The sequence below is a fragment of the Thermodesulfobacteriota bacterium genome, from assembly GCA_039028315.1.
In the GTDB taxonomy this organism is placed as follows: domain Bacteria; phylum Desulfobacterota_D; class UBA1144; order Nemesobacterales; family UBA2774; genus CR02bin9.
Map to the genome: position 1 here is coordinate 1 of JBCCIH010000005.1, position 24,703 is coordinate 24,703.

The following is a 24,703-nucleotide window of genomic DNA, read 5'->3' on the forward strand; positions in this document are numbered from 1 at the left end:
AAGGACTTGAAGCAGGTGTTTACCCTGCACTGGTTAGAAAGGGCACTCAGCTTGCAGATGTCTCAGGAGCATTTAATGCAATTTATGTTGTCGGGGATGCGGTTGGTCCAACAATGCTATACGGCATGGGTGCGGGTATGATGCCAACAGCCAGCGCAGTAGTTAGCGATATAATACAAGTGGCAAAACACCTTAGTCTTGGAAACAATCACCCCTCAGCTCCGAGACCTTACGGAAGCAATGGAGGCAGTGAGCTTATAAAAATGAGCGAGACTAGCTCAAAATACTATCTAAGATTCCAAGCTGCAGACATTCCTGGAATACTCGGCAATATTACAAGCTGTCTTGGCAAAAACAATATAAGCATAGAGTCCGTTATTCAAAAAAGCAGACACCTCGGAGGTGGCGATGTGCCGGTTGTTATTATGACGCACGAAGCTCAAGAAAAAGATCTTCTCAGCGCACTTAAACAAATCGGAAGATTTAAAGCCATAACCGGAAAAACCAGTATTATAAGAATAGAAGAGCTTTAGGTAGAGTTTAATGGCAGAGAAATCTGGCTCAAAAAAAAGGGTTGATTATAAAGAAATATTCGATGCATTCCCTGAAAGCATAATTATTCTCGACAGCAAATTAACAGTATTGGATATGAACGACAATGCTGAAACCACTTTTAGAATTTCAAGAAAAAAAGTGCGTGGAAAGAGCTCACAAAAGTTCATTCCTGTAGAGCTTGAGGAGCTGGCAAATAGAGCTTTATTAGAAGAAAGGGCAATATTTGGAGATGAAATAAACCCAAGCCTAAGAGGCGGTGAGAAAATTTCGATCCAAGCAATAGCGTCTCCTATTTTTAGTGAAAAAGGTAATATAAGCGGTGTAATATTGCAGATAAAAGACATGGCAGCAACAAAATTTCTCAGCAGAAAAAGTATTCAGGAAATATCTACTTCTAGGTTTGAAACCCTTATGCTTGGACTGGCTCACGAACTAAAAAATCCTCTTAGCGGAATAAGAGGAGCGGCACAGCTACTAGCGCAGGAAACAGAAAGTGAAGAGACAGTAAAATGTGCTGAGATTATTACAAAAGAAGCAGATAGATTAAGATCGCTTCTGGATTCACTTAAGCAACTTGAACCTTTTGCAGAGGAAGTTCTAGAGCCCATCGACATACACGATATTTTAATGGAAATTGCATACCTTGAGTCAATGTCGGAAAAGCACAATAAGATACAATATAAACAAAACTATGATATTACTCTTCCGCCTATAAGCTGTGATAGGAACTCACTTAAACAAGTTTTTTTAAATCTAATAAAAAACGCCTCACAAGCGGTTGGAGAAAAAGGAAAAGTAGAAGTTACCACCAGATGGATAACTGAGCACAAGTTAAAAGGACAAAGGGCAATTTCAGTAGATATCAAAGATAATGGGGAGGGTATTGAGCCCGATTCTCTGGAAAAAATCTTTAGTCCCTTTTATACTACTAAAAAGGAAGGATCTGGATTGGGGCTCTTTCTTGCATATCAAATAATTGCAAAACACGGAGGAGCAATACTGGTTGAAAGCGAGGTCGGCAAAGGCACTACTTTTAAGGTATACCTGCCTGTTAGAGGCAAGTAATATGGACCTATTTGAGACACTATGAAAAAAAGAATCTTAGTTGTAGACGATGAAGAAAGTATAAGATGGGTATTGGGCAAATGCCTTGAGAAAGAGGGCTATGAAGTTGAATATGGCCAGGACGGAGCCCAAGGACTGGAAAAAGCCAAGTCACAAAATTTCTCATCTATCATTCTAGATATCACTATGCCCGATATGACGGGGTTTGACGTGCTAAAAGAGATTAGACTAGATGGTATAGATGTTCCAGTAATAATTATCACAGCTCAAAACACAGTTAAAAATGCAATAGATGCTATGAAGCAGGGTGCGTATGATTATATAGCTAAGCCCTTTGATCTTGACGAAGTTAAACTTACAGTTGCCCGGGCAATTGAGAGCTATGAGAACTCAAGGAAATTGGAGATTCTGCTGGATGAAGATAGTGAAGTTGAAACACTTCAAGATATTGTTGGCCAGTCCCAAGCAATGTTAAATATATACAAAATGATCGGAAGAGTAGCCGAAAGAGATATTACGGTCCTAGTAAATGGTGAGAGCGGGACGGGCAAAGAATTGGTAGCAAGAGCTATTCATTCAAACAGCATGAGGAGAAACGAAAAGTTAGTTGCCGTAAACATAGCAGCAATTCCTAAGGACCTACTTGAGAGCGAGCTGTTTGGATATCAAAAGGGAGCATTCACCGGAGCCTCGATTTCTAGACAGGGCCGCTTTGAAGAAGCAGATGGGGGAACGCTTCATCTTGATGAAATTGGAGATATGCCGCATGAGCTTCAAACAAAGCTGCTTAGAATTTTGGAAGAAAAGAAACTCTACCGTCTTGGAAGCGAGAAACCTTCTTCAATAGACGTTAGAATAATAGCCTCTACGAATAAAAATCTCGAAAAAGAGGTTGAAGAGGGCCATTTTAGAGAAGATCTGTACTACAGACTAAATGCTATAACTATAAAGATACCCCCTCTGAGAAACAGAATTGAAGACGTAATACCACTAACTGAGCATTTTCTTAGCAAATATGGTCAAGAACTAGGAGTCGGCACTAGAACGCTATCACAGGAAGCAAAGGAAACTATAACTAATTACAATTGGCCTGGTAATGTAAGAGAGCTCGAGAATATTATTAAGCGAATTTTAGTGCTTTCGTCTGACACTGTGATAACCAGAGAGACTCTTTTAGATGCGGCTCCTCATCTAGAAGGCAAATTGATAAGAGATCATGACTCACTTGAGAACCTTATTAAAAATGAACTTAACTTTCTTCTAGATTCACATGATGAAGAATCTTCAGAAAAGGTATATGACAGTATTATTAAAAAAGTAGAGAAACCTCTTATTGAACTCGTTCTTAATATAACAAAAGGTAATAAGAAGAAAGCAGCTTCAATCTTAGGTATCAATAGAAATACACTTTCTAAAAAAATGGAAGAACTAGGTTTCCAGGATAAAGACAGCGAGTAGAATTAATCAAATCAATTTTTTTTGATCTTTTCCATCTTCTCAAGACCCTGCTTAGCAGCTTCTTGTTCAGCCTGTTTCTTATTTCTGCCCATACCCTTACCAAAGGATTTTCTGCCAAGTTTCACTTCTATATGAAAATTCTTATCATGAGGAGGACCCTCTTCAAGAACCACTTTATACTTAGGCACCTTTTTGTATTTTCTCTGAGCTACTTCTTGAAGCTTTGTCTTATAATCTTTAAAAATTTCCTCATCGCCATTAAGACAATTCTTTAAGAGCTTGGTAATTATTTTATAGACTTTTCTATAACCGCCATCTATAAAAATTGCTCCAATTACAGCTTCAAAAGTGCCTGAGAGGTTGGACTCACGATCCCTGCCGCCAGTGTTTTCCTCGCCTTTACCCAGAAGAACCTGCTTATCAATTCTGAGCTCTCTTGCAAAGTGCGCAAAATTCATTCTGCTTACAATTGAACTTCTCATCTTGGAGAGTCTGCCTTCAGATGCATCAGGGTATCGCTTGTATAAAACGTCTGCAACGATGAAGCCTAAGACAGCGTCTCCAAGAAATTCTAACCTTTCATTACTCTCAACCGAAGTTTCATTTGCATAAGAACTATGTGTTAACGCAGTTTTAAGGAGCTCTAAATCCTTAAATTTATAATCGAGCTTTTTTTCAATCATTGACTAAGAAAATTATCATTAAGCGAAATGAAAATCAACAATTCATACAACTTTAAATCTTATTAACTTTTGAATCGTAATATCTATTGCGCAGTGATTATGATTATAAGTACTATAAATTTTAATACTTGCGCGGTATCATTTGGCTTAGTTCTAAATATAAGTCAAATAGCAAAAAAATACGAGGTGAAATATGAGTAAAAGGCAAGTTATTACAGTAGCAATGAGTTTTGCATTTGTATTTCTTTTTGTTACGAGCTCTTATGCACAAGAATCTAAGTATGAGAGACCAACTATAAACGTAGTAGGCAATGGTGAAGTGTTTCTCTCTCCGGATGTTGCAAACATAAGCTTTTCTGTAGAGACAACTGCCAAAACTGCATCAGAGGCAGTAAATAAAAATGCGGAGATAACAAACAAGGTACTCGAAGCGCTAAAATCCAAGATAGGTAAAGACGATAAAGTATCGACATCGCGCTACAACCTATCAGCTATGTATGAATACAACAATGAAACAAAAAAATCTGAGTTTACAGGCTACAGAGCAACTAATAGCGTGAGTGTTAAAACTTACAACTTAGACAACATAGGCTCTCTTATTGACTCCGCAACTCAGGCTGGTGCAAACCGCATAGAGGGACTATCCTTTGACACCACCAAACGAAATGAGATCACAAGAGAAGCCCTTGCAAAAGCGGTTAAAGATGCAAGAGCTACAGCACAAACAGTTGCAGGAGCTGCGGGTGTTAAAATAACATCAATTTATCAGATATCTCCATCATATAGTTACCCGGCCCCTGTTTATAAAGACTATGCTGTGAGAATGGAAGCTGCATCTCCGGCCCCGCCCCCGCCAACAACTATTGAAGCAGGCGAGATTTCAATAAAAGCCTCTGTGAATATGGTGTTTGGAATAGAATAAATATTATTTAGACGATGAGCACTTTTCGCACGAACACAGGTCTCTTAGAAAATCAAATGTGTAAATTCCTGTGTCGTGCTTGTCGTTCCAGTGAAACTTAAAGGCATATTGCCCTATAGGCTCTATATACGTAGGCCTTAATTTTGGTTTTTTAAGCTGAAGCGGAATTTTCTTTGTAAAAGGCAGCTTGCCGTCTTTACTATTTTTTCTAAGCTGCCGACATGTAGCGCAGGGGCACTCTTGTCTTAAATCATCATACAAATATAAGCTCTCATGACCGTCCTCCCAAACTATCATGAGCGTTGTATCGCTAAATTCTATTACTTCTTTAGGTTTGTTATTCAAGATTTAATCCCGCGCAATTTTAATATAGTTTACCCAAATCAAAATTCTCTTAAACTCTAGTACAATTTTAGGGATTTTGATTGCGGGATTCGAGGGAAAATTGTATAATCCATTCTAATGGAAATGGATGTTGCCGGTACCGTAGCTAAATGGATTGAACAGTCAACAAAGATCGTGTTCCTTACCGGAGAAGAGCTATCTTCAGAATCTGGCCTTCCTGATTTATTAACTTCCGGGATAAATCCCCATATAAGAGATTTCAGAGAAAGCAAAGAGATAAAAGCTAATTACTGGAAGAAACTTAGGGAAGTATATCCGAGTATTGCAAACGCTGAGCCCAGTGCTTCACATAAAGCAATTTCTGAGCTTGAGATGATATCTGCAGTAGATAGCATTTTCACTCAGGCAGCTGATGGGCTTCATCACAAGGCCGGGAGCTCAAATGTGATAGAGCTCAACAGCTCAATGCTCTGGGTCACTTGCATGAACTGCGGAAAAGATTATTCAGTGGATGAGATATTAGGCATGGTTGAGAAAGGAGAGGATGTTCCAAAATGCCCTGAGTGCTCAAGCGACCAGTTAAAACCGCCTGTTTCATTTCCAGGACAACCTCCTCCCCACTGGGAATTAAGGGAGGCTTGGATCAGGCTTCATCAAGCAGACCTATTCATTATCGCAGGCGCAAATTTGGATCTTGAACCGGTTGCATCTTTCCCATTTCTGGCGAAAGAAAGAAATATTAAAGTTGTAATTATAAGCGAGAAGCAAAGCCCTGCAGATGACCATGTTGATGCCGTAATATACGGCAGACCTTCGGATGTTCTAAGATATATAGTAGACAAAATTAAAGAAGGAATAACAATTACATAGGTTTCATCTTTTAAATTGAGACTAAGTCAGCGATAATTATTTAGATGTGAAAACTTAAGGAGAAATGATGGCTCAAGAAAAGTCAATTTCAGATGAAGTAAAAAAATATGCATCCAATATAGATAAAGATATCTACACCGTAAGCAACATCCCCGAAGAGGTCATTGCGGTAATATTTGCATACGTTAGCAGAAGCCCGAAAGGCTTTAGGGAAAACATAGGAACTGTAATTCAGGAAGAGCAGCTAGGACAGGAAAGAGCTGCGAAGTTTCATGAGAAATGGGTCTTAAATTACGGCCATGCCTCAGTTGCAGAGCATGCAGCTGTCCATATGGGAATTGAAAAAGTCTCTAGGCTTTTCTCTTCAATACTGGAGCTTTCAAATGAGTACATGTCTTTTACCGAATACTCTCAGAGATATCAAAGCCCGGTAAAAGGGGATTTTTTCACACCAGGTGAGCTTGATCAAAACAGCGAGCTAAAAAACAAATATATAGAACTAAATAATTATCAGTACGACATCTATTCTGAGCTAAACGACAAACTCTTTGAATTTCTAAAAGACACTGTCCCTACGCCTGAGGGCAAAGAAGAAAGGATTCACCACAGGGCACTTGAAAAAATTGCGTTTGAAGATGCCCGATATGCGCTTAATCTTGCAACATATACTAATTTGGGAATGACTGCCAATGCAAGGGCAATTGAGGACTCACTTACAAAGCTTCTATCAAGCAGATACAGCGAAGTAAGAACAAGGGCACAGGAGATGAAAGATGAAGTTAAATTCTCAGTGCCAACTCTGGTTAAATACGCAAATGAAAACGAGTATATAACTGAAACTAGAAAAGCAGTTTCAGAAATAACTGATCAGCTAACTTCCGAGCTCAAGAATAATAACAAGGGATCTTATGAAGTGAACCTACTTAACTGGACAGGTATGGACGCTGGGAATGCTGAGTCTTATGCGATAGATAAAATGATAAACGCGATCGTGTTCGAACATAGCGGATCAAGATATCAAGATATAGAAGATGAAATTAGCACGAAAACTATTGTAGAAAGACTCGATATTTTAGAAAAATCAGTCGAAAAATTAGGAAAGTTTGATAATCCAATAAATGCTCTTAAGCTCGTGAAATATGACGTTGAGTTTGTAATAAGCGAGGCTTGCTGGCATCAGCTCCTTCGTCATAGAAAAGTAAACTGGATTGTGCAGGAGCCTAATGTTAGTAGCGGCATTACCGTCCCTCCACATGTAGAGCAATCTGGCACTGAGGAGTTACTAAGGAAAGCAGTATCGGCATCTGAAGATTTGTACAAAGAACTTGTGGGAAATAATCTGCCTGATGTCGCAAGCTATGTTGTAACAAATGCTCATAACAGAAGAATGTTAGGGAACTTTGATCTTTGGGAGCTTTATCATCTAGTTAACTTGAGGATGTCAGAAGGAGCACAGTGGGATATTAAAAACATAACAAGCATCTTGGCTCAGAAAATAAGCGAGCATCATCCAAATCTTGTTAAACCAGCTCTTGCAAGACTGGATTAAGAGCGGAAAATGAAGATAACTAAATGTGATTACTGCGGACAAGAGATAAGCATCAAAACTGATATCTGCCCGGGCTGTGGTGAGAAGCTTGGCGTGAAAGTTGGTGGGTTTAAAGGAATCTCAACTAGAATAATTCTTTTCCTGATGGCTGTATATATTATCTACTCTGCAGTTAAGCATTTCACCGAGATGTAAGTATCTCTAATAATATGGCAAACCAAGAGCACGTTAAAAACATAAAACTAGGTGTTGAGTATTGGAACAGCTGGAGAGATCAAAATCCAGATGTAGTTCCGGATCTAGCTTGGGCTAACCTTGTAGGGATTGATTTGAGCGGGGCAAACCTCCAAGATGCAAATATGAAGCTCGCTTTTTGCCGAGGCGGCAATCTGGAGGGCGTGAATTTTCAAAACGCTAATCTCTATGGAATTAACCTTGAGGAATCTAATTCAACTAAGGCTAATATGCAGGGAGCTAATCTAGAAGGCGCTCACTTAAGAAAGGCAGACCTTAGCAATTCCAATCTTAGTAACACAAACATGAAACTTGCTAACTTGCAGCATGCAATTCTAAATAACATAGACCTCTCGGGCGCTACTAAACTCACCCTTGAGCAGTTTGAGGAAGTATCATCTATATCAGGTGCAAAAATCGATTCTAAGCTATTAGACCAAATTCAAGAGAATATTCCGGAGCTGGCAGAAACGAATCCATAAGAGTTGCCTTGACTAAGTGCACCGTTTCCAAAATACTTCTAAATAATGGTAGACCAACCTTCATTTACAGAGCTTCTTAAAGACAAGATCTACAGCGTCTCAGAGATCAACGCGCGCATTAAAGAGACCATTGAAGAAGAGATTGGTTTCGAATACGTGTGGATAGTAGGAGAGATCTCTAATTTTAGAGGCAATTACTCAAGCGGGCATTGGTATTTCTCTCTCAAAGATAATGAGACGCAGATATCCGCAGTCTGTTTTAAATGGGCAAATCAATACATAAAGTTCGTACCCGAAGACAATATGGAAGTTATTTGCTGCGGTCAGATAAGTGTCTACGAAAAACAGGGCTCATATCAGATCAATGTCAGACACATAGAGCCTAAGGGAGTCGGCGCACAGGCGCTTGCGCTTGAAAAATTAAAAGAAAAGCTCCTAAAAGAAGGCCTGTTTGATGAAGAGAGAAAAAAACCTCTTCCCTATCTAGCGAGGAAAATCGGAATTGTGACCTCTCCCACTGGGGCCGCGCTCCAGGATATTCTGAAAGTTCTCGACAGAAGATTCTCAAACTTAGAAATAACAATCTCGCCGACCAGAGTACAAGGAGATGAAGCACCTACTGAAATAGTAAAGGCGCTTTCCAATCTCTACAAACAAGATGTTGATATAATAATCCTTGCCAGAGGCGGCGGCTCAAAAGAAGACCTTTGGGCATTTAATGATGAAAAAGTTGCAAGGGAAATTGTAAAATCACCTGTCCCGCTGATCTCTGCCGTAGGGCATGAAATAGATATTACGATCGCAGACTTGGTATCTGACATACGGGCTGCCACACCTTCTATGGCAGCTGAGCTTGCTGTTAGGGAGAAACAAGAGCTTAAAGAGGATATAAACTATCTAAAAGAGCAAATTGCATTTGCACTTAGTAATAGAACGGAGCTACTAGCAAGAGAAGTAGATCAGCTTCAAATGGAGTTTATACACGCAATTAAGAATAAAGTGGACACAGCCTCAAATGAGCTCTCAAGCCTCGCTGGAAACTTGGATGCACTAAGTCCCTTAAAAGTACTAGATCGCGGCTATAGCATCACTCAAAAGCTTCCTAAGGGTAATATCATTAAAGATGCCAAAAAGCTTAAAAAGGGTGACGAGGTCGTAATTAGATTTAATAAAGGCGAAGCTGAGTGTGAGGTAAAAAAGACTAAAAGTTAATCTGCCAAACCGTTAAGTTCCGGTACTTCTAGAAAACTTATTCCAGAACCTTTGAGCAGAGTTTGCACCTCTTTTTTTGGTAAGACGTCAGTAAATATGTATTTAATCCTGTCCCCAAGATCATGTCTGATTTTTTCCTCCCTAGAGGATCCATTTAGATCAGACATAGACTTTTCATAGATTGCTTCTAATCCATCTTTGGTTTCAAACAGTATAGTAGGCATAACCTCTAAGATATCTACGTAGAAGTCTTTCCTAGATTCAGCCACCGCCGCTCTAGTTCCTAAGAAGAAAGTGAGATAATTAATGATCTTGGCAAAAGGACTTGCCTTGGTCATGTAAGAAAAAGACTGGTCTTCAATGCCAATTTGTGAGTATTTCTCAGAGGCCTCAGATAATATATCCATAAATACTCCTTGGTTTACCTGAGCTGTGATATCGCCTTGGGAATCTATAAACAGAGCAGCAATATTGTCCGGGCTTACTTCTGAGCTTGCCTGTTGCAGATCGTCATGGAGTTTTTTTCTCTTCATAAGGCCAGATTTCAAAACGAGTTTAAAGTTTATAATCTTTTCATGCTTAATTCTTATGTCTGAGAAGAAAACTATTTTTTCTGCGCTAGTTAACTCGTTTTCTTTCTGGACCATGTCATCTAGCAAATTCTCATCTTCTACAAAAACTATCTTAGAACCCAATTTGTTTGCAGCATTGATTATTTCATCAGAAGTTGATTCTTGCGGAAGTGGCACTATGGCTGCTCCAAGCTGAAATATAGCTATCTCTGTAGCAATAGCGTCAAGGTTGTTGGATGAAGCAATAACAGCCTTATCACCGGTGTGAAACCCTATATCCATTAGATAGCTTGCTATGTTCTTAACTTCTCTATCAAAATCAAGCCACGTAATTTGTTTCCAGCTCCAACCGTCTCGTCTTTGAAATAAGAGCCTTGTGCCTTGTTCTTTTACTTTATCTGCAAATAGTTCTGGAATAGTTCTGACGCCCATATAAAATTCCTTATGTATTTATTAGAATCTTTTTTCAAGATAACGTGTAAAATATACAGTAAAACTGACAATTTGAAACAATGAAACGCATAGAAAAATTAAAGCCATTTCAAAGTGAGCTCTTGGAATTTGCAAAAGAGCTAGTGACCGAGCTCAGAGAGGCAGGATATAAGGCATACTGCGTAGGCGGATGTGCTAGAGACACGCTTATTGGAGTTGAACCCAAGGAGTATGACATTACTACTAGTGCAACTCCTGAGCAAGTCAGTGAGATTTTCCCGCATACTGTTCCTGTTGGAGTAAGTTTTGGAGTTATCTTGGTAATTATAGGGAAATACCAGTTTGAGGTGGCTACTTTTAGAAAAGACCAGAGCTATTCTGACGGTCGGCACCCAGACAGCGTTGTATATAGCACCCAGGAGCAAGAGGACGTCCTTAGAAGAGACTTTACCATAAATGGGATGCTCTATGACCCTATCTCAGAAGAGGTCATAGACTATGTGGATGGGATCGAGGACCTGGATAGAAAAATTGTAAGAACAATAGGTAATCCATACGAGCGTTTTAACGAAGACAAGCTAAGGATGATGAGAGCCATCAGATTTAGCTCCAGATATGATTTTGAGTTAGATAAAGATACATTTGAGGCTATTCGTAAGCTCGCGCCGCAGATCACTCAAGTAAGCAGTGAGCGTATAAGGGATGAAATATTAAAAATCATTACCCAGAGTAACCCCGGCCATGGTATAAAAATGCTCTCAGAGAGCGGCCTTCTTAAGTATGTGCTACCAGATATCGAAATTATGAAGGGTGTAGAGCAGCCGCCAGAATTTCACCCAGAGGGTGATGTATTTGTTCATACCTGCCTTGTTTTGGACAAGCTATTTGAAAATGAAGAAGGGATTGTTTCGCCAGAGCTTGCAATGGGCGCACTTCTACATGATGTTGGCAAGCCTCCAACTTTTTCTGTATCAGACCGTATTAGATTTAACGGACATGACCGTTTGGGAGCCGATATGTCTAAAAAGATATGCAGAGAATTAAAGTTCTCAAACAAACAGATAGAGCTGATATACGCCCTGATCAAAGAACATTTGAAATTTAAAGATGTCTTTAAAATGAAAAAAAGCACACTAAAACGATTTATTGGAATGCCTCATTTTGAAGATCATATGGCACTTCATTTAGCTGACTGTCAAGCAAGCCACGGTATGACAAAAGCATATGATTTTATTATGGATAAATTTGATGAGTTTGAGGATGAGGAAATTAAGCCTACCCCACTTCTTAGCGGCAAAGAGCTTATAGAGATGGGATATAGCCCAGGACCACTATTCTCAGAGATACTAAACTTTGTGGAAGAAGCCCAGCTGGAAGGGAATATAACCACTTCAAAACAAGCAGTAGAGCTAGTGTCTAAAAACTACCCCTCAAAACAATAGCTACACTCTACAGCAGACGTAATAAGCCTATTAAGCCCAAACAAACAAAGCATAATTAATACAAAGAATACTTTTAACAACTTAGTTGGGGGAAGTCTTTAGATACTTCCCCCAGAAGTAGTTGTTATATTTTTCCTTGTAGCAAAAATGCTATGAGAAGAGCATAAATAACGAGTGACTCGATAAGAGCAAGACCAATAATCATTGGTGTAAGAATCTTTGAGCTTGCACCAGGGTTTCTAGCAATACCGCTTAATGCTGCAGCGGTTGCACGTCCCTGACCCAATCCAGCTACTCCAGCTGCGATTCCGATTCCAAGTCCAGCGCCAAGAGCAAGTCCAAGCTTAGTTAACTCTCCGCCCTCTGCAGCATGAGCCGCTTCAGGAACGAAAGCTGCAATCATTGCAACTCCGAATATAGAAAGAAATGATAATGCCTTTTTCATTTGTCTACCTCCTTTTCGTTGAGTAGGTTGTTTTTTTTATATAAAACTTGTTTCAAATTTATTCAATATCTGTATCGTGTGCAGTTGCAAGTGAAATATAAATTGCTGACAGCACGGTAAAAATAAATGCCTGTAGAATCGAAACAAAAATTCCAAGTCCTACGAATATTGCCGGAAGAACAAAGTGGAGCAAGTTGGTAAAAACTCCAAGAACCATATGGTCTCCAGTAATATTCATAAAAAGCCTGAGTGAAAGTGATACGGGTCTAACAAAGTGACTAATAAGTTCAATTACAAACATAAGCGGCGCTAGAAAAATAACAGGGCCTGCAAAATGCTTTATATATTCAATACCGTTTTCTTTAAGTCCATAGTAGTTGTACATAATGAAAATAACGATACCGCATGCAACAGGCACATTGAAGTTTCCTGTAGGCGGCAAAAACCCTGGCACAATACCCAGAAGATTTGCAAACAAAATAAAAAAGAATGATCCTGCTAGCAGAGGAAAATATGTTTTAGCTTTTTCCCTTGAGCCAAGCATGTTTGTGAAAAGGTCAAAAAGAAAATCTATAGTTAGAATTTCAAAAATAGTTCTTACAGAGAATTTTTCATCAGGCAGCACAGAGTCGTTATTAGAAAGAATCTTAGAAATCTTAAGACCTGCAAGCGCTAATAGTATAAGAACCAAAATAGAGCCTAAGATGTAGTCGTATTTATCTAAACCCAGTAGAGTAAACCAGCTAAAGTGATCCATTTGTGCTCCTTCTCAAACTTTCTCCGATGATTACGATTACAACTCCAGTGATACCGATGAAGAAACCGTATATGTTTATTTCAGTGAATACAAAGATTGATGCTACTATTCCGATTAGAATCGCCATCTTAATTACAAATGCGAATATTCCAAATCCGACAGAAGATGAATTTGAAACAAGGGCGTTTACTACAAATTTAATTGCTACAAAGTTTGCAGTGAACAAGATACCTCCGGCCGCAACTCCAAAAGCCATTGGAGTAGATCCAATAAGATAGTTCACAGCAACTAAAAGCGCAGTGACTATTAAACTGTATTTTTCAACCGTTCCAAGTGACGCTATGCTAATCAGGTTTGTCGCCTTTTCTGTCATCAAATCTTCTCAACATCCTAATAAGTAAACTAAACCCTGCTACAACTCCTGCTACAAGTCCTATCATAGTAAACCAAGGTGTTTTCGTCTCAAGCCAATTATCTATATAGTCGCCCAAAACTATCCCGGCTATTACCGAGAACCCAAGCTCAAATCCTATGACAATAAATACTAACCATCTGTATTTTCGTTTTTGTCTGACCCTTAATACCTCTAATTTTTACTAAAGATCTTTAAGACATTTATATAAAGCGTTTAATGTTTTATCTACATCCTTCTGAGTATGAGACAAAGATAAAAATACAGCCTCAAATTGAGAAGGCGGGAACATAATACCAGTACCTAGCAAATTTTCAAAAAATTTTGAATATTTTTTTGTATCGCTTGCAAGTGCAGTCTTATAATCGTGGGGTGAAGGGCTTGTAAAAAAGAGCGTAAACATAGATTCGATAGAGTTTATACTGGCATTAATTTCTAGTTTTTTTATTATATCTTGAAGTCCGTCTACAAGATTTTCAGTAAGGTTTTTAAGCTTTTTATAGTTTGGGGCCTTATTTAATTTTGTAAGCGTCGTAAGACCAGCGGCCATTGCAAGAGGGTTTCCGGAAAGTGTACCTGCCTGATACATAGGCCCTATAGGAGCAACCATACTCATTATTTTTTTACTCCCTCCAAATGCTCCGACCGGAAGACCGCCGCCAACTATTTTTCCAAGGCAAGTAATATCAGGAGTTACGCCAAAATATTTTTGCGCCCCGCCCATGCCCAATCTAAAGCCAGTTATAACTTCATCAAATATTAGAAGTGCTCCGTGCTTTTTTGTGATCGCTCTCAACTTTTTTAGAAACCCTTTTTCTGGAAGTACAACGCCCATATTGGCAGCGACCGGCTCTAGTATTATGGCAGCTATTTTATCGCCATGCTTTTTAAATTGTTTTTCCACAGACGAAATATCATTATATTTTGCAAGAAGTGTTTTATCAGTAAAAGATTTAGGTACCCCAGGACTGCTTGGCGTTCCGAAAGTTGTGGCGCCAGATCCCGCCTGTACAAGAAGAAAGTCTGCATGTCCATGGTAGCATCCTTCAAATTTTACTATGTAGTCTCGATCAGTATAGGCTCTGGCTAACCTGACAGCGCTCATGGTAGCCTCTGTACCCGAGCTTGTCATCCTGATCATGTCTATTCCGGGAAAGGACTTTACTATGAGCTTTGCTATATTTACTTCATTCTCACAAGGAGCACCATAACTGGTTCCTTTATCTGCTGCTTGTTTAACAGCACGAACTACATCAGGATCTGAATGGCCCAAAATAAGTGGTCCCCATGAAGACATGTAATCAATATATTTATTGCCGTCCTCATCATAAGTATAAGCGCCTTTTGCCTTATGAATGAATGCTGGACTACCCCCTACGGCGTTAAAAGACCTGACGGGGCTATTAACCCCTCCTGGCATTAAATTCTGGGCAGTTTTATATAGCCTTTTTGACTTTCTGAATTGACGTGTCATTTAGAATTTACCAATCTGGCATCTACTAAGCCGTGAGTAGTAAACATGGATCGATTATATGTGTCAAGTATAGGAGAAACTTCAGATATAAACATATAAAAAAGGGAGAATTCCAATATGGAATTCTCCCTTAATTTTTATAGTCATATGATCTAATAGAATAGATCACATGATATATTCTCCTTTATGAAAATAGGATCAGATTATCTTATTTAGCGTAGCTAAAGATAAGTCTAACGCCTACTTCTGCTGTTGGCGATGTAGCTATGAAGTGTGCTCTTCTGTTAAGCTGAAAAGCTTCTTCTGTTGTTCCAGCGCCAAACTGTGTGGTTTCACCACCACTAGCTGTTGTAATTCTAGAAGCATCAACTCCTAGGCTTACAAGATATGCTTTAGTAGCATCAGCTCTTCTCTGAGCGAGCTGTAAGTTGTAAGCTGGAGTACCCCTGATGTCTGCATATCCTTCGATAAGAACTGTTAGTCCTGCATCAGCATTCATAACAGCAGCGTTCTCATCTAGAACTGCAGCAGCATCTGGTCTGATATTTGATTTATCAAAATCAAAGAAAATATCTTTTAGATCAGCTGCTGGTGCGGGTGGGGGTGGCGGTGGTGGGGGTGGTGCTGAACATTTTAGCTTAGCTTCATCAGCCTTAGCTTTTGCATCGATAAGCATTCTGCGTGCTTCTAGTTCGCTGCAAAATTCTCCAGCTAGGGCTTTACCTTTGGCTAATGCAGAGTTCGCCGCAGCTAATTCTGCCTCACCACAAGGAGCTCCACAATAATCTCCTGTTGTTGGATCGTCACCGCAAACTCTCTGCTTACACTGTTCACATGTTGCTGTAGCATCAGCAACTGCTGAATCAGCAGCAGCTAGCTCTTTTGTCGGTGGGGGTGTCGCACAGCTTGCTAGATATAGCAATGCAACAACTAAAAATGGGATGCTTAAAAAAAGCATTTGCTTATCCCTTTTCATTCTACTGCACCTCCTTTAAGAGTTTTTTGAGTACCTAATGAGTACATAATAATAAACCTTTTAACCATTAACTGCAAGTTCTCTTATTTTTTCTTTAGCTGTTTTAGCTTCTTCAGACTGTGGATACTTGTCAATTAAAGTCTGAAAAAACAGCTTAGCTTCCTCTTCTCTTCCTATTTCAATCAGTGATAATCCCTGCTTTAAATAAGAAAGAGGCACCCTATCATCCTTAGGGTAACTATCTATAAACTTTTGATATTCTAATATCGCTTCTTCAAATTCTCCCTGTCTGTAATACGACTCCGCAATCCAGTATGTAGCATCACTGGCTTTTGAAGAATTCGGATATTTTGACAAATATAACTTAAATTGTTCTCTTGAACCACTGTAATTTCCTTCGCTTAACTCTGTATAGCCTTGATTGAATATATATTCTTCGCTTTCAACATTTAATGATGGTAGCTCAGATCCGCCCTCAGTACCAATTGGTGGTGGTCCAGGAGGTGTTGGCAAACCTGTTGGCCCGCCCTGATTTACTCTGGCCTCTAGACTTGCGTAAGATCTGTTCAAGTCTTTTACCTGCGTCTCAAGCTGTGCAACCTGTTCTCTTAGCTGAATATCTGCACCCCCGCCGCCGCTGACACCACCTGTCTGCAGCGCATTTACTTGTTGAGATAACCGTTCCATTTTAGCCTCAAGCCTAGTCTGTCTTGCATAAACACTGCTAACATCACCTTGAGTAGCAACACAACCTATAGACATAGAACATATCCCCGCCAATATAAAACCTGTAATAACTTTAATTCTCATCAATTATTTCCTAGTACGCAGGAACAAAATGTGCTCTTCTATTCTGCTGGTAATCATATTCTGAACTGCCAAATGCAAATTGATCTGTTTCACCCTTACTTACTGCTTGAACTTTTGATGGCGGCACGCCTAGTCCAACAAGGTAGTTTTTAGTAGATTCAGCTCTTCTTTGTCCTAGAGCTAAGTTATACTCCTCTGTGCCTCTTACGTCAGCATAACCTTCGATTACTACCACTTGGAACTTCCCGCCGCTGTTTTTAATAATGTTCGCATTTTGATTAAGTACTGGCCTTGATTCAGCTGTGATTGACTGACTATCAAAATTAAAGAATATATCAACCAGACCGAAATTAGATCCTGACGGCGATAGCGAGCCCAATGTCTCTTCCATGGATTCTATATCAACCGATTCAACATATGCCTGATTTTTAGCTTTACCCTCAGCTTCAATCGCTTTGAACCTAGCTTCTTCTAAAAGCGTGCGGGCACCGTCTTTATCACCTGCTGCTAACATTTGTCTCGCCTGTGCTATTAATTCTTCCGCTGCTTGATACTCTGGTGTTCCTTCTGCTCCAGCATCCCTAGCTGCTTGGAGGGCTGCTTCAGCATCAGCCATTTCCTTATCTACACCTGGACCACAGCTAAATGCGAATAACACTACAAATACCATACAAAACCCAATGGAAATGAACTTTGCCTTACTCATTTTGCTCCTCCTAGCTTTTCTAAATCTTATACCTGAGATAATTACATTATTTTGCCTACTAAGTCAAGACATTTTAATCCCAAACTAGGCAAAATTCTTATAAATAATTATAAGAATTGAAATTAGTTATAACATATTTTGCTATCAAAACCTAGCTATTAATGTTATTATTTAAAGTTAGAGCTAAAACTGGGTCTAAATATATGAAAAAATTAGTGTTTTTTCCTTTTTATTTTAGTGTTTTAGTGCTATTTTGCACTAACTTAACGCTCCCAGTACATTCTGATCCGATTTTTGGTGATGACGAAGTTATATCCATGATTCCGGCCAATAAATCGGTATTTGTTGATCTAAGAGACAAAAACAGTGTTGATTTGCGGTTTAGAAAACACTCAAATGATAAATCATTAGAAGATTTTAGCGATTTTCTTCGTGACTCTAGAAACGTATACTTCACAATTTGGATTATTCGAATAATTCAAGTAAATGCCCTGGATATTCATAATAAAGATCAACAAACCTTTGTTAATCCGCTTAGGTGGTGGAGAAATTTCTTTGGTTTCCAGAATAAAAACCGAAAAAGAGGCGATTTTGAGCTCAAAGACGGAGATAGTTTTAAGACTAACTGGGTAGCGCACCCGGCTTTTGGAGCTTATACATATTTATTCTACAGGGCTAAGGGGTATAACTTCTACACATCTACTTTGGGTTCTTTTGCCCAGAGTGCGCTTTTTGAGTATACAATTGAAGGAGTAGCTCAATCACCGTCTATACAAGATCTTATTATTACACCTGGGGTTGGAGTTCCTTTGGGAATAATTCTTGAAGAAACTTCCGATTGGCTGGTTGGGAGAGAAAGCGGGTTTTTAAATGCTGTTGGTTATCTTGTAAATCCCATGAAAATAATAGTTCCTGAGCAGGATAAAGTAAACGTAGGGCCGCTCATAAGCGGGCAGGTAGTTATAGGGTTTCAATGGTAGAGGAAAATATAATATGAGTATAGAAGAAGGATCAGCAGTTGCCGGAGCATTTTGGGCTAATTCGCCGGTCATAGCAATTACCAGCGCTTGGGAGGGGAAAGTTAACGGGCAAATTGCAGTAACTGCGGTTACATCATCAATTGTGCATGAGATACCAAGGTTATTAGTAGGTATATGGAAAGCCAACTATACACATGAATTTATTACAAAAAGCAAAGCCTTCACAGTGCACCTGTTGAGAAGAGAGCAGATCAGCCTCGTAAGGAACTTTGGATTCTACACCGGTCGAGACAGAAAAAAGTTTGAAAATTTAGACTATGAAATTGGTGTTACTGGAAGCCCCGTCTTATATGACGCACATTCATACGCAGAGTGTAGAGTGATAAACGCAATGGACGGTGGGGACATGACTGCATTTATAGTAAGCGTTGTGGACGGAAAGTTATATGATGCTGGTCCGTGGATGACTCTTAACGATTTCTATACTGATGCACCGCAGGAATGGATCGCAGAGTATGGACAAAAATTGGTACAATCCGTGTCATCTTCAATGGAGATTATAAACAAGATTGATTATTCCGCCTATAAGCCCTAATTATCATTTGTATCCTGTCTTTGCTCGGGAACGATTATCAAACTTACAGGCTTGTAATTCCTAAGCACTACCAGATTAGTCGGGATTCCTGCTTTGGATCCCCCAACGGCATATACATAGTCGTAAATACTTCTTATCTCAACCCCGTTGTATTCAATTATTGTATCCTCACTCTTTAGTCCAGCACTATCGGCAGGGCTGCCCTCTTTCACACCCATTAATTTCACACCCTTTGTCTGATTTGAATAATCAGGGATAGTTCCAAGATATATATTGAATTTAGCAAAGCCTTTTTTGGGTTCATCTTCGTTGGAAAAAGTAAGCTCTATATCTTGGGTAGCCAATTTGCTTATTAGTGATTCCATAAGCTTAAGCACTTTTTGCTGACCTTTAGAATTTATTTTGTCCCAGTCATCTTCTGGCGTGTGATAATCATCATGAAGCCCGGTGAAGAAATGAAGGACCGGTATCCCCTTTGCAAAAAACACAGACTGATCACTGGGGGCAAAACCAGATTTGTCTAAGCTTAATTCAAAGCCAAACTGTTGGTTTGCAGAATTTATCAGATCGTTCCATTTGGGGGATGATCCGACTCCAAGCACTGTGAGTTTATTGTCTTCAAGCCGCCCAATCATATCCATATTTATCATGGCTATTGTTTTATCTAAGGGCAGTTTTGGATTATCTATATAGTTGGATGCTCCTATCAAACCTAACTCTTCGGCGGAAAATGCAATAAAGACAAGGCTTCTTTTTAGAGACTCTTTATTACAAGAGAAATATTTTGACAGCTCAATAAGACCTGCTACCCCTGAGGCATTATCATCAGCGCCGTTATGTACTTCTCTTTTTGCTGTATTGGTCGCCCTTGAGTTTCTCTTGCCAAATCCAATATGATCATAGTGAGCTCCTATAAATATGTACTCGCTTTTAAGCTCTGGGTCTGATCCTTCGATCATTCCAATCACATTAGAGCTCTCACCCCTCTCCTCGATTATTTGAGTCTTGATATCTGCGATAGTACTGGGAATTAAAAACGATGCGTTCTCTTTTTCAGAGAGTTGTTGTTCTAACTTTTTGAGATCTTTGCCTTGGGCCTTAAGAACTCGCTGTGCTTTATCTCTTCTAAGAATCAGTGATTTTATTCCAGAATCAGAGTAGGAAAAGTCTAGTCCAACTTTTGTGATGTCAGGCTCTTCTTCCTGGGAATAAGGCGTTACAAAAATTATTGCGCTTGCTCCTTTTTCCCTTGCGTTTAGTGCTTTATATCTAAGGGGAGCATAATTATAAAACGGGCTATTTATATCATAGCCTTCGGGGGTATAACGAAGCACCATCACTACTTTGCCCTTAACATCTATGCCTTCATAATCATCGTAATTCAGTTCTGGAGCGCTTATGCCGTATCCAGCAAAAACCATGTATTCAGAGACTTCTCCGCTGGTTGAAAAACTAAGAGAATTATAATCATTGCCTAGTATCAGCTTGTTATTGTTACCCTCGATTTCAATTTCAAAGCTGTTATCGGTTCCAAGACTGATTCCCTTGGTGAAGAAGAAATTTTGATAATAAGAGCCATTATCACCGATCGGTTTTAGCCCTGCATTTTGAAATTCGGAGACAATGTACTCAGCGGCTTCTTGAGCGCCTTTTGTTCCCGACATCCTTCCCTCAAGCTCATCTGATGCTAAATAGCGTATGTGAGAAATTATTTTCTGATCATCAAAAGTTAAATTATTACAGTTATGTTGTGAATTAGCCGGATTTATTGAAATGATAATAAAAAGTATTAGTGTTGATAACGAGAGCAAAATATTCATACGGAAATAAGTTACCACATGATATAGCAAATGGTTTGAGAACTATGGTTTGCACACAGGTATAAACCATGTAAGACTTATTTCTAATTGTTTGACATGGAGAGAGAATGTACCCAACACTTTTCACAATAGGAGACATACAGGTCTCCTCTTTTTCTTTCATGGTCTTAATTGCCTTTCTAGTTGCATATTTTATTGGGGAATCAGAACTAAAAAGAAAGGGCCTAAACAGCAATCTGGCAGATCTGCTTCTAATTGCCTGTGTTCTTGGCGGCTTGGGCGGATCAAAATTATTGTTCCTATATCAAAATGTTGCGCTTTCAGATTTCTTTTCAGACCCAGTTAGATATCTGGCTTCAGGGTTTACCTTTTTGGGCGGCTTTATAGGGGCACTAGTGTTAATGTGGTTTGTAACACAGATGAAAAGAGTTAGGTTCTTAGTAGTCACAGACGCTGCCGCGCCGGCTCTTATACTCGCGTATGGGGTTGGAAGAATTGGGTGTCTGTTGGTAGGTGATGATTATGGCAAACCCTCTAATCTACCTTGGGCTATGGCTTTTCCTAATGGAGCACCCCCAACTATAGTTGCAGTTCATCCAACTCAAATCTATGACACAATATGCATGTTCATATTTTTTATTATCCTATGGAGCATTAGAAAGAGAAATTATCCAATTGGCTGGATGACAGCCGTTACGCTAATGGTGCTGGGTGTGCAGAGATTTATGGTTGAATTTTTAAGAAGCACTACACCTAGCTTTGTTCCCGGTTTCTCTCAAGCTCAGGTAATATCTGTAGTACTGGTAATAATAGGCGCCGTGCTGTTATACAAAGTGAGTCAGCATGAAGGCCGCGGTAAGGAATCTACCGCCTACTGAGGTGAGGATTAATGCACATCGTAATACTCGGAGCTGGTCAGGTCGGATCATTTATTGCAAGAAGCCTTTGCGTTGAAAACGATATAGTAGTTATTGAAAGAAACCCAGAGACAGCTGATAAATTAAGAGAATCCTTTGATGTAATCGTAACAGAAGGTAATGGCGAGGACATAGCTGTTCTCAAAGAAGCACAGATTGACAAAGCCGATATCCTCCTTGCCGTCTCAGGTGATGACAGAACCAATATTATGGCTGCCACCTATGCCGCTTCATTAGATGTTCCAAAAATTGTATGCCGTGTTAGAAATCCAAATTATCTTGAATACCCAAAGTTGATAAAAAATACCGACGTTTCTATAGTACATCCTTGGGCCATTATATCTGAGAAAATTTCAAGTTTAATCGGTTCACCGTTTGCTTGGAAAACCGAAACTTTGGCACAGGGCAAGATTAAAATGTTCAAACTAAGGGTCGAGGAAAATACTCCAATAGTGGGCAATACACTTGCTAATCTTGGTCCGCCAAAGGCTTGGATATTTGTTGCAGTCTCAAGAAACGGCAAAATCTCTATTCCTACAGGGGAGACAAAGCTTGAAGCTGGAGATTATGTATTTGCACTTGGTGTGCCGGATATTCTTGGAAAACTAAAGGAACTTTTCGGCGTTCATGAAAAGGAAATAAAATCAGCAGTTGTTGTCGGGGGCGGAAGACTCGGGAGAGGGGCTGCTAAACTTTTATCTAAAAACAATATTGCTACAAAATTAATCGAAAGCAACGCTGACAGAGCCAGAAAAGCAGCTGAAGATTTAGATCATGTCCTTGTTTTTAAGGGCGACGCCACTGACACTGAAACATTAAAGGAGGCAGGAATAGAATCTGCAGACTATTTTATAGCGCTCACAGGGGATGATGAAAACAATGTTTTAAGTGCACTACTTGCCAGAAACCTTGGCGCCAAAAGAACCACTGTGCTCTATACAAAGCCTGACTATATTGATGTTATTGAAGCTATAGGTGTTGACCGGGCTATAAGCGTAAGGCTTTCTGTGGCCAATGAAATACTCAGCCTACTTCATATGCACGGGGTCGCTCATGTGGCACTTGTTGAGGAAGGACGGGCAGAGGTATTGGAGTTTGACGTTACCTCTGAAACTCAAATTTTAGGAACACCTCTTAAAGATGTAGATTTCCCTCACGGCTCAATCATCGGAATTGTGCTTAGGGACGAGGAAGTAATTATTCCAAGAGGTGATTATACGCCGGCACTTGGAGATAGGGTTATCATTTTCAGCCTCCCTGAAGCTGTGCATAAAGTTGAGATGATGCTAGGACAGTGAACATACGGTTCTCTCTTCATATAATCGGGAACTTCATGAAGTTTTTAGGACTTCTGATGTTTATCCCAGCTGTTATATCCCTGTTTTATAAGGAAGATGATGTGTGGGCGTTTGTAATATCCGCACTATTTACTTCTGTAACCGGATTCATAGTAGAGCTTATAACAAAGCCAAGAGAAAAATCAGCAGAAATTCAACGAAAAGAAGGTTTTTTGATAGCTGCAATGGCGTGGTTTGCAGCCAGTTTCTTTGGAGCAATTCCATACATTATATACGGGGTGTTTTCTAATCCAGTGGATGCCTGGTTTGAATCTGTTGCAGGTTTCACCACCACAGGTGCAACTGTACTTCTTGATATAGAAGAGCTCCCCTACGGGATGCTATTTTGGAGAAGCTTCACCCAGTGGTTAGGAGGCATGGGTATAATCGTTTTGGGAATTGCCATTCTCCCAAGACTCGCAGTCGGCGGTATGCAGCTTATGGGCCTTGAAGCCCCTGGACCGACAACAGAGAAAATTACTCCTAGAATAGCTGAAACTGCAAAAAAACTCTGGGGTATTTATGTTCTTCTATCAATAGTTCTTGTAGTGCTTCTACTTTTCGCAGGCATGCCGCTCTTTGATTCGGTGCTTCAGTCATTGAGCACACTTTCAACCGGAGGCTTCTCACCAAAGAACCTAAGCGTCGGCTCTTACAACAGTGCTCTAATCGATGCAATCATAACAGTATTTATGTTCATTGCGGGAATGAGTTTTGTGCTTCTTTATTGGTCACTTCGAGGAGACTTTAAAAAAATAAGTAAGAATTCTGAATTTAAATACTATCTATTTATAAACCTTATTGTAATTTTTGCTATCACATTTGAACTATGGAGAACAGTTTATCCTAACTTTTTAGAAGCTCTTAGGTACGGAAGTTTCCAGGTAGTTTCAATAAGTACAGGATCAGGCTTTAGTACCACAAACTATGATATCTGGCCCTCTTTTTCAAAATGGTTTTTACTTATGCTTATGTTCTTTGGAGGGTGTGCTGGCTCAACGACAGGTTCAATAAAAATTATCCGTATCATGGTGCTATTCAAAAAAGGTTATCAGGAACTTCATAAAATTATTTATCCAAGAGCTCTTATGCCAATAAGAGTAAATTCTAAGCCTATAAGCGACGATGTCGTTTCAAGTATCGCTAGCTTTTTCTTGATCTATCTATTCGTATTTTTAGTCGCAACGCTCGTTGTACTGGCGGCTGAAGATCTGCCAATTATTACAGCCATATCCGCCTGCGCAGCTTCGATTGGAAACGTCGGACCAGGCTTGGGAGAAGTTGGACCAATTGGCAACTACTCAGAACTTAAAAGCTTTACAAAAATAGCGCTTTCTCTTCTTATGATAATAGGAAGATTAGAGCTATTTACTATTCTAGTTATATTAACCCCAACATTTTGGAGGAAATAGGCTATAAACTCTACTAAATCCTTTTATATTGAACTCATTATGGTAATATTCTGTGCGTTAAAAACGAGAAAATGATCCTTAAAACTAATCTAAACACATTCTCAACCGTATAAATATGAAAGTAATATTTGATCCCGAAGAGCCGATACAAAACTCTACATCTGCCACAATTGGAAACTTTGACGGAGTCCATTTAGGACACAAGAAGATCCTATCGGCTATAAAACAAGAAGCCAACGAG

Annotated in this window: 27 protein-coding genes; 15 read left to right on the forward strand and 12 right to left on the reverse strand. The window is 39.5% G+C overall.

What is annotated here, in order from left to right; genetic code table 11:
* The 3 genes from AAF462_00760 to AAF462_00770 form a co-directional block, all read left to right on the forward strand.
* The coding region (locus AAF462_00760; protein MEM7007646.1) for an ACT domain-containing protein at nucleotides 1–533 on the forward strand (533 nt) is incomplete at its 5' end.
* A gap of 10 nt (nucleotides 534–543) precedes the next feature.
* Nucleotides 544–1,620, forward strand: a complete 1,077-nt coding sequence (locus AAF462_00765) for an ATP-binding protein (protein ID MEM7007647.1) — start codon at nucleotides 544–546, stop codon at nucleotides 1,618–1,620.
* A 21-nt stretch (nucleotides 1,621–1,641) separates the two neighbouring features.
* Nucleotides 1,642–3,078 (forward strand): sigma-54 dependent transcriptional regulator, encoded by a 1,437-nt coding sequence (locus tag AAF462_00770; protein ID MEM7007648.1) that lies wholly within the window; start codon nucleotides 1,642–1,644, stop codon nucleotides 3,076–3,078.
* An 11-nt stretch (nucleotides 3,079–3,089) separates the two neighbouring features.
* On the opposite strand, the gene rnc is transcribed toward AAF462_00770, so the two are convergent.
* Nucleotides 3,090–3,761: a ribonuclease III gene (gene rnc, locus AAF462_00775; GenBank protein MEM7007649.1), complete on the reverse strand. Its 672-nt coding sequence runs from the start codon at nucleotides 3,759–3,761 to the stop codon at nucleotides 3,090–3,092.
* 193 nt (nucleotides 3,762–3,954) lie between these two features.
* Here rnc and AAF462_00780 point away from each other — a divergent pair, with 193 nt between their 5' ends.
* Entirely contained in the window at nucleotides 3,955–4,683 is a 729-nt protein-coding gene (locus AAF462_00780; GenBank protein MEM7007650.1) for an SIMPL domain-containing protein, read from the forward strand.
* A 3-nt stretch (nucleotides 4,684–4,686) separates the two neighbouring features.
* Here AAF462_00780 and AAF462_00785 read toward each other — a convergent pair whose 3' ends face one another.
* Nucleotides 4,687–5,028: a DUF971 domain-containing protein gene (locus AAF462_00785; GenBank protein ID MEM7007651.1), complete on the reverse strand. Its 342-nt coding sequence runs from the start codon at nucleotides 5,026–5,028 to the stop codon at nucleotides 4,687–4,689.
* A 117-nt stretch (nucleotides 5,029–5,145) separates the two neighbouring features.
* Between AAF462_00785 and AAF462_00790 the strand changes: the two genes are divergently transcribed.
* From AAF462_00790 to xseA, 5 genes are all read left to right on the forward strand, one after another.
* Nucleotides 5,146–5,898, forward strand: a complete 753-nt coding sequence (locus AAF462_00790) for an NAD-dependent deacetylase (GenBank protein MEM7007652.1) — start codon at nucleotides 5,146–5,148, stop codon at nucleotides 5,896–5,898.
* A gap of 64 nt (nucleotides 5,899–5,962) precedes the next feature.
* A complete protein-coding gene (locus tag AAF462_00795) occupies nucleotides 5,963–7,447 on the forward strand; it encodes an FAD-dependent thymidylate synthase (GenBank protein ID MEM7007653.1) in 1,485 nt (494 codons plus the stop codon).
* A gap of 9 nt (nucleotides 7,448–7,456) precedes the next feature.
* Entirely contained in the window at nucleotides 7,457–7,642 is a 186-nt protein-coding gene (locus AAF462_00800; protein ID MEM7007654.1) for a hypothetical protein, read from the forward strand.
* A 14-nt stretch (nucleotides 7,643–7,656) separates the two neighbouring features.
* A complete protein-coding gene (locus AAF462_00805) occupies nucleotides 7,657–8,163 on the forward strand; it encodes a pentapeptide repeat-containing protein (GenBank protein MEM7007655.1) in 507 nt (168 codons plus the stop codon).
* 45 nt (nucleotides 8,164–8,208) lie between these two features.
* Nucleotides 8,209–9,375, forward strand: a complete 1,167-nt coding sequence (xseA, locus tag AAF462_00810; GenBank protein ID MEM7007656.1) for an exodeoxyribonuclease VII large subunit — start codon at nucleotides 8,209–8,211, stop codon at nucleotides 9,373–9,375.
* Here xseA and AAF462_00815 read toward each other — a convergent pair.
* Nucleotides 9,372–10,379, reverse strand: coding sequence for an AMP-binding protein (locus AAF462_00815; GenBank protein ID MEM7007657.1), 1,008 nt, complete (start codon nucleotides 10,377–10,379; stop codon nucleotides 9,372–9,374). The genes xseA and AAF462_00815 overlap by 4 nt on opposite strands.
* Nucleotides 10,380–10,459: 80 nt before the next feature.
* Here AAF462_00815 and AAF462_00820 point away from each other — a divergent pair, with 80 nt between their 5' ends.
* Nucleotides 10,460–11,821 (forward strand): CCA tRNA nucleotidyltransferase, encoded by a 1,362-nt coding sequence (locus AAF462_00820; GenBank protein ID MEM7007658.1) that lies wholly within the window; start codon nucleotides 10,460–10,462, stop codon nucleotides 11,819–11,821.
* A gap of 124 nt (nucleotides 11,822–11,945) precedes the next feature.
* Here the strand turns inward: AAF462_00820 and AAF462_00825 are convergent, their stop codons facing one another.
* The 8 genes from AAF462_00825 to AAF462_00860 form a co-directional block, all read right to left on the reverse strand.
* Nucleotides 11,946–12,266 (reverse strand): ATP synthase F0 subunit C, encoded by a 321-nt coding sequence (locus tag AAF462_00825; GenBank protein MEM7007659.1) that lies wholly within the window; start codon nucleotides 12,264–12,266, stop codon nucleotides 11,946–11,948.
* A 58-nt stretch (nucleotides 12,267–12,324) separates the two neighbouring features.
* Complete coding sequence (atpB, locus tag AAF462_00830) at nucleotides 12,325–13,023, reverse strand: F0F1 ATP synthase subunit A (protein ID MEM7007660.1); 699 nt, start codon at nucleotides 13,021–13,023, stop codon at nucleotides 12,325–12,327.
* Nucleotides 13,010–13,396 (reverse strand): ATP synthase subunit I, encoded by a 387-nt coding sequence (locus AAF462_00835; protein MEM7007661.1) that lies wholly within the window; start codon nucleotides 13,394–13,396, stop codon nucleotides 13,010–13,012. Before AAF462_00835 ends, atpB begins: the two co-directional genes overlap by 14 nt.
* The gene (locus AAF462_00840; GenBank protein MEM7007662.1) at nucleotides 13,368–13,562 is read right to left on the reverse strand and encodes an AtpZ/AtpI family protein; all 195 of its coding nucleotides are present in this window, start codon (nucleotides 13,560–13,562) and stop codon (nucleotides 13,368–13,370) included. The genes AAF462_00835 and AAF462_00840 overlap by 29 nt, the downstream gene beginning before the upstream one ends.
* A gap of 57 nt (nucleotides 13,563–13,619) precedes the next feature.
* The gene (gene hemL / locus AAF462_00845) at nucleotides 13,620–14,909 is read right to left on the reverse strand and encodes a glutamate-1-semialdehyde 2,1-aminomutase (protein MEM7007663.1); all 1,290 of its coding nucleotides are present in this window, start codon (nucleotides 14,907–14,909) and stop codon (nucleotides 13,620–13,622) included.
* A gap of 208 nt (nucleotides 14,910–15,117) precedes the next feature.
* Nucleotides 15,118–15,885 (reverse strand): OmpA family protein, encoded by a 768-nt coding sequence (locus tag AAF462_00850; protein ID MEM7007664.1) that lies wholly within the window; start codon nucleotides 15,883–15,885, stop codon nucleotides 15,118–15,120.
* A 60-nt stretch (nucleotides 15,886–15,945) separates the two neighbouring features.
* Complete coding sequence (gene ybgF, locus AAF462_00855) at nucleotides 15,946–16,695, reverse strand: tol-pal system protein YbgF (protein MEM7007665.1); 750 nt, start codon at nucleotides 16,693–16,695, stop codon at nucleotides 15,946–15,948.
* Nucleotides 16,696–16,705: 10 nt separating this feature from the next.
* On the reverse strand, nucleotides 16,706–17,401 hold the full coding sequence (locus AAF462_00860; protein MEM7007666.1) for an OmpA family protein: 696 nt from the start codon (nucleotides 17,399–17,401) through the stop codon (nucleotides 16,706–16,708).
* A 203-nt stretch (nucleotides 17,402–17,604) separates the two neighbouring features.
* Between AAF462_00860 and AAF462_00865 the strand changes: the two genes are divergently transcribed.
* Entirely contained in the window at nucleotides 17,605–18,381 is a 777-nt protein-coding gene (locus tag AAF462_00865) for a DUF3943 domain-containing protein (protein ID MEM7007667.1), read from the forward strand.
* Nucleotides 18,382–18,394: 13 nt separating this feature from the next.
* Nucleotides 18,395–18,976, forward strand: coding sequence for a flavin reductase family protein (locus tag AAF462_00870; protein MEM7007668.1), 582 nt, complete (start codon nucleotides 18,395–18,397; stop codon nucleotides 18,974–18,976).
* On the opposite strand, the gene AAF462_00875 is transcribed toward AAF462_00870, so the two are convergent.
* The gene (locus AAF462_00875; GenBank protein MEM7007669.1) at nucleotides 18,973–20,796 is read right to left on the reverse strand and encodes a M20/M25/M40 family metallo-hydrolase; all 1,824 of its coding nucleotides are present in this window, start codon (nucleotides 20,794–20,796) and stop codon (nucleotides 18,973–18,975) included. The two genes, AAF462_00870 and AAF462_00875, sit on opposite strands and share 4 nt — an antisense overlap.
* Before the next feature lie 107 nt (nucleotides 20,797–20,903).
* Here AAF462_00875 and AAF462_00880 point away from each other — a divergent pair, with 107 nt between their 5' ends.
* The 3 genes from AAF462_00880 to AAF462_00890 are packed head-to-tail and all read left to right on the forward strand — an operon-like array spanning nucleotide 20,904 to nucleotide 24,462.
* Nucleotides 20,904–21,674, forward strand: coding sequence for a prolipoprotein diacylglyceryl transferase (locus AAF462_00880; protein MEM7007670.1), 771 nt, complete (start codon nucleotides 20,904–20,906; stop codon nucleotides 21,672–21,674).
* Between the two features lie 11 nt (nucleotides 21,675–21,685).
* Nucleotides 21,686–23,011 (forward strand): Trk system potassium transporter TrkA, encoded by a 1,326-nt coding sequence (gene trkA, locus AAF462_00885; GenBank protein ID MEM7007671.1) that lies wholly within the window; start codon nucleotides 21,686–21,688, stop codon nucleotides 23,009–23,011.
* Entirely contained in the window at nucleotides 23,008–24,462 is a 1,455-nt protein-coding gene (locus AAF462_00890; GenBank protein ID MEM7007672.1) for a TrkH family potassium uptake protein, read from the forward strand. Before trkA ends, AAF462_00890 begins: the two co-directional genes overlap by 4 nt.
* The last annotated feature ends 241 nt before the right edge of the window (nucleotides 24,463–24,703 follow it).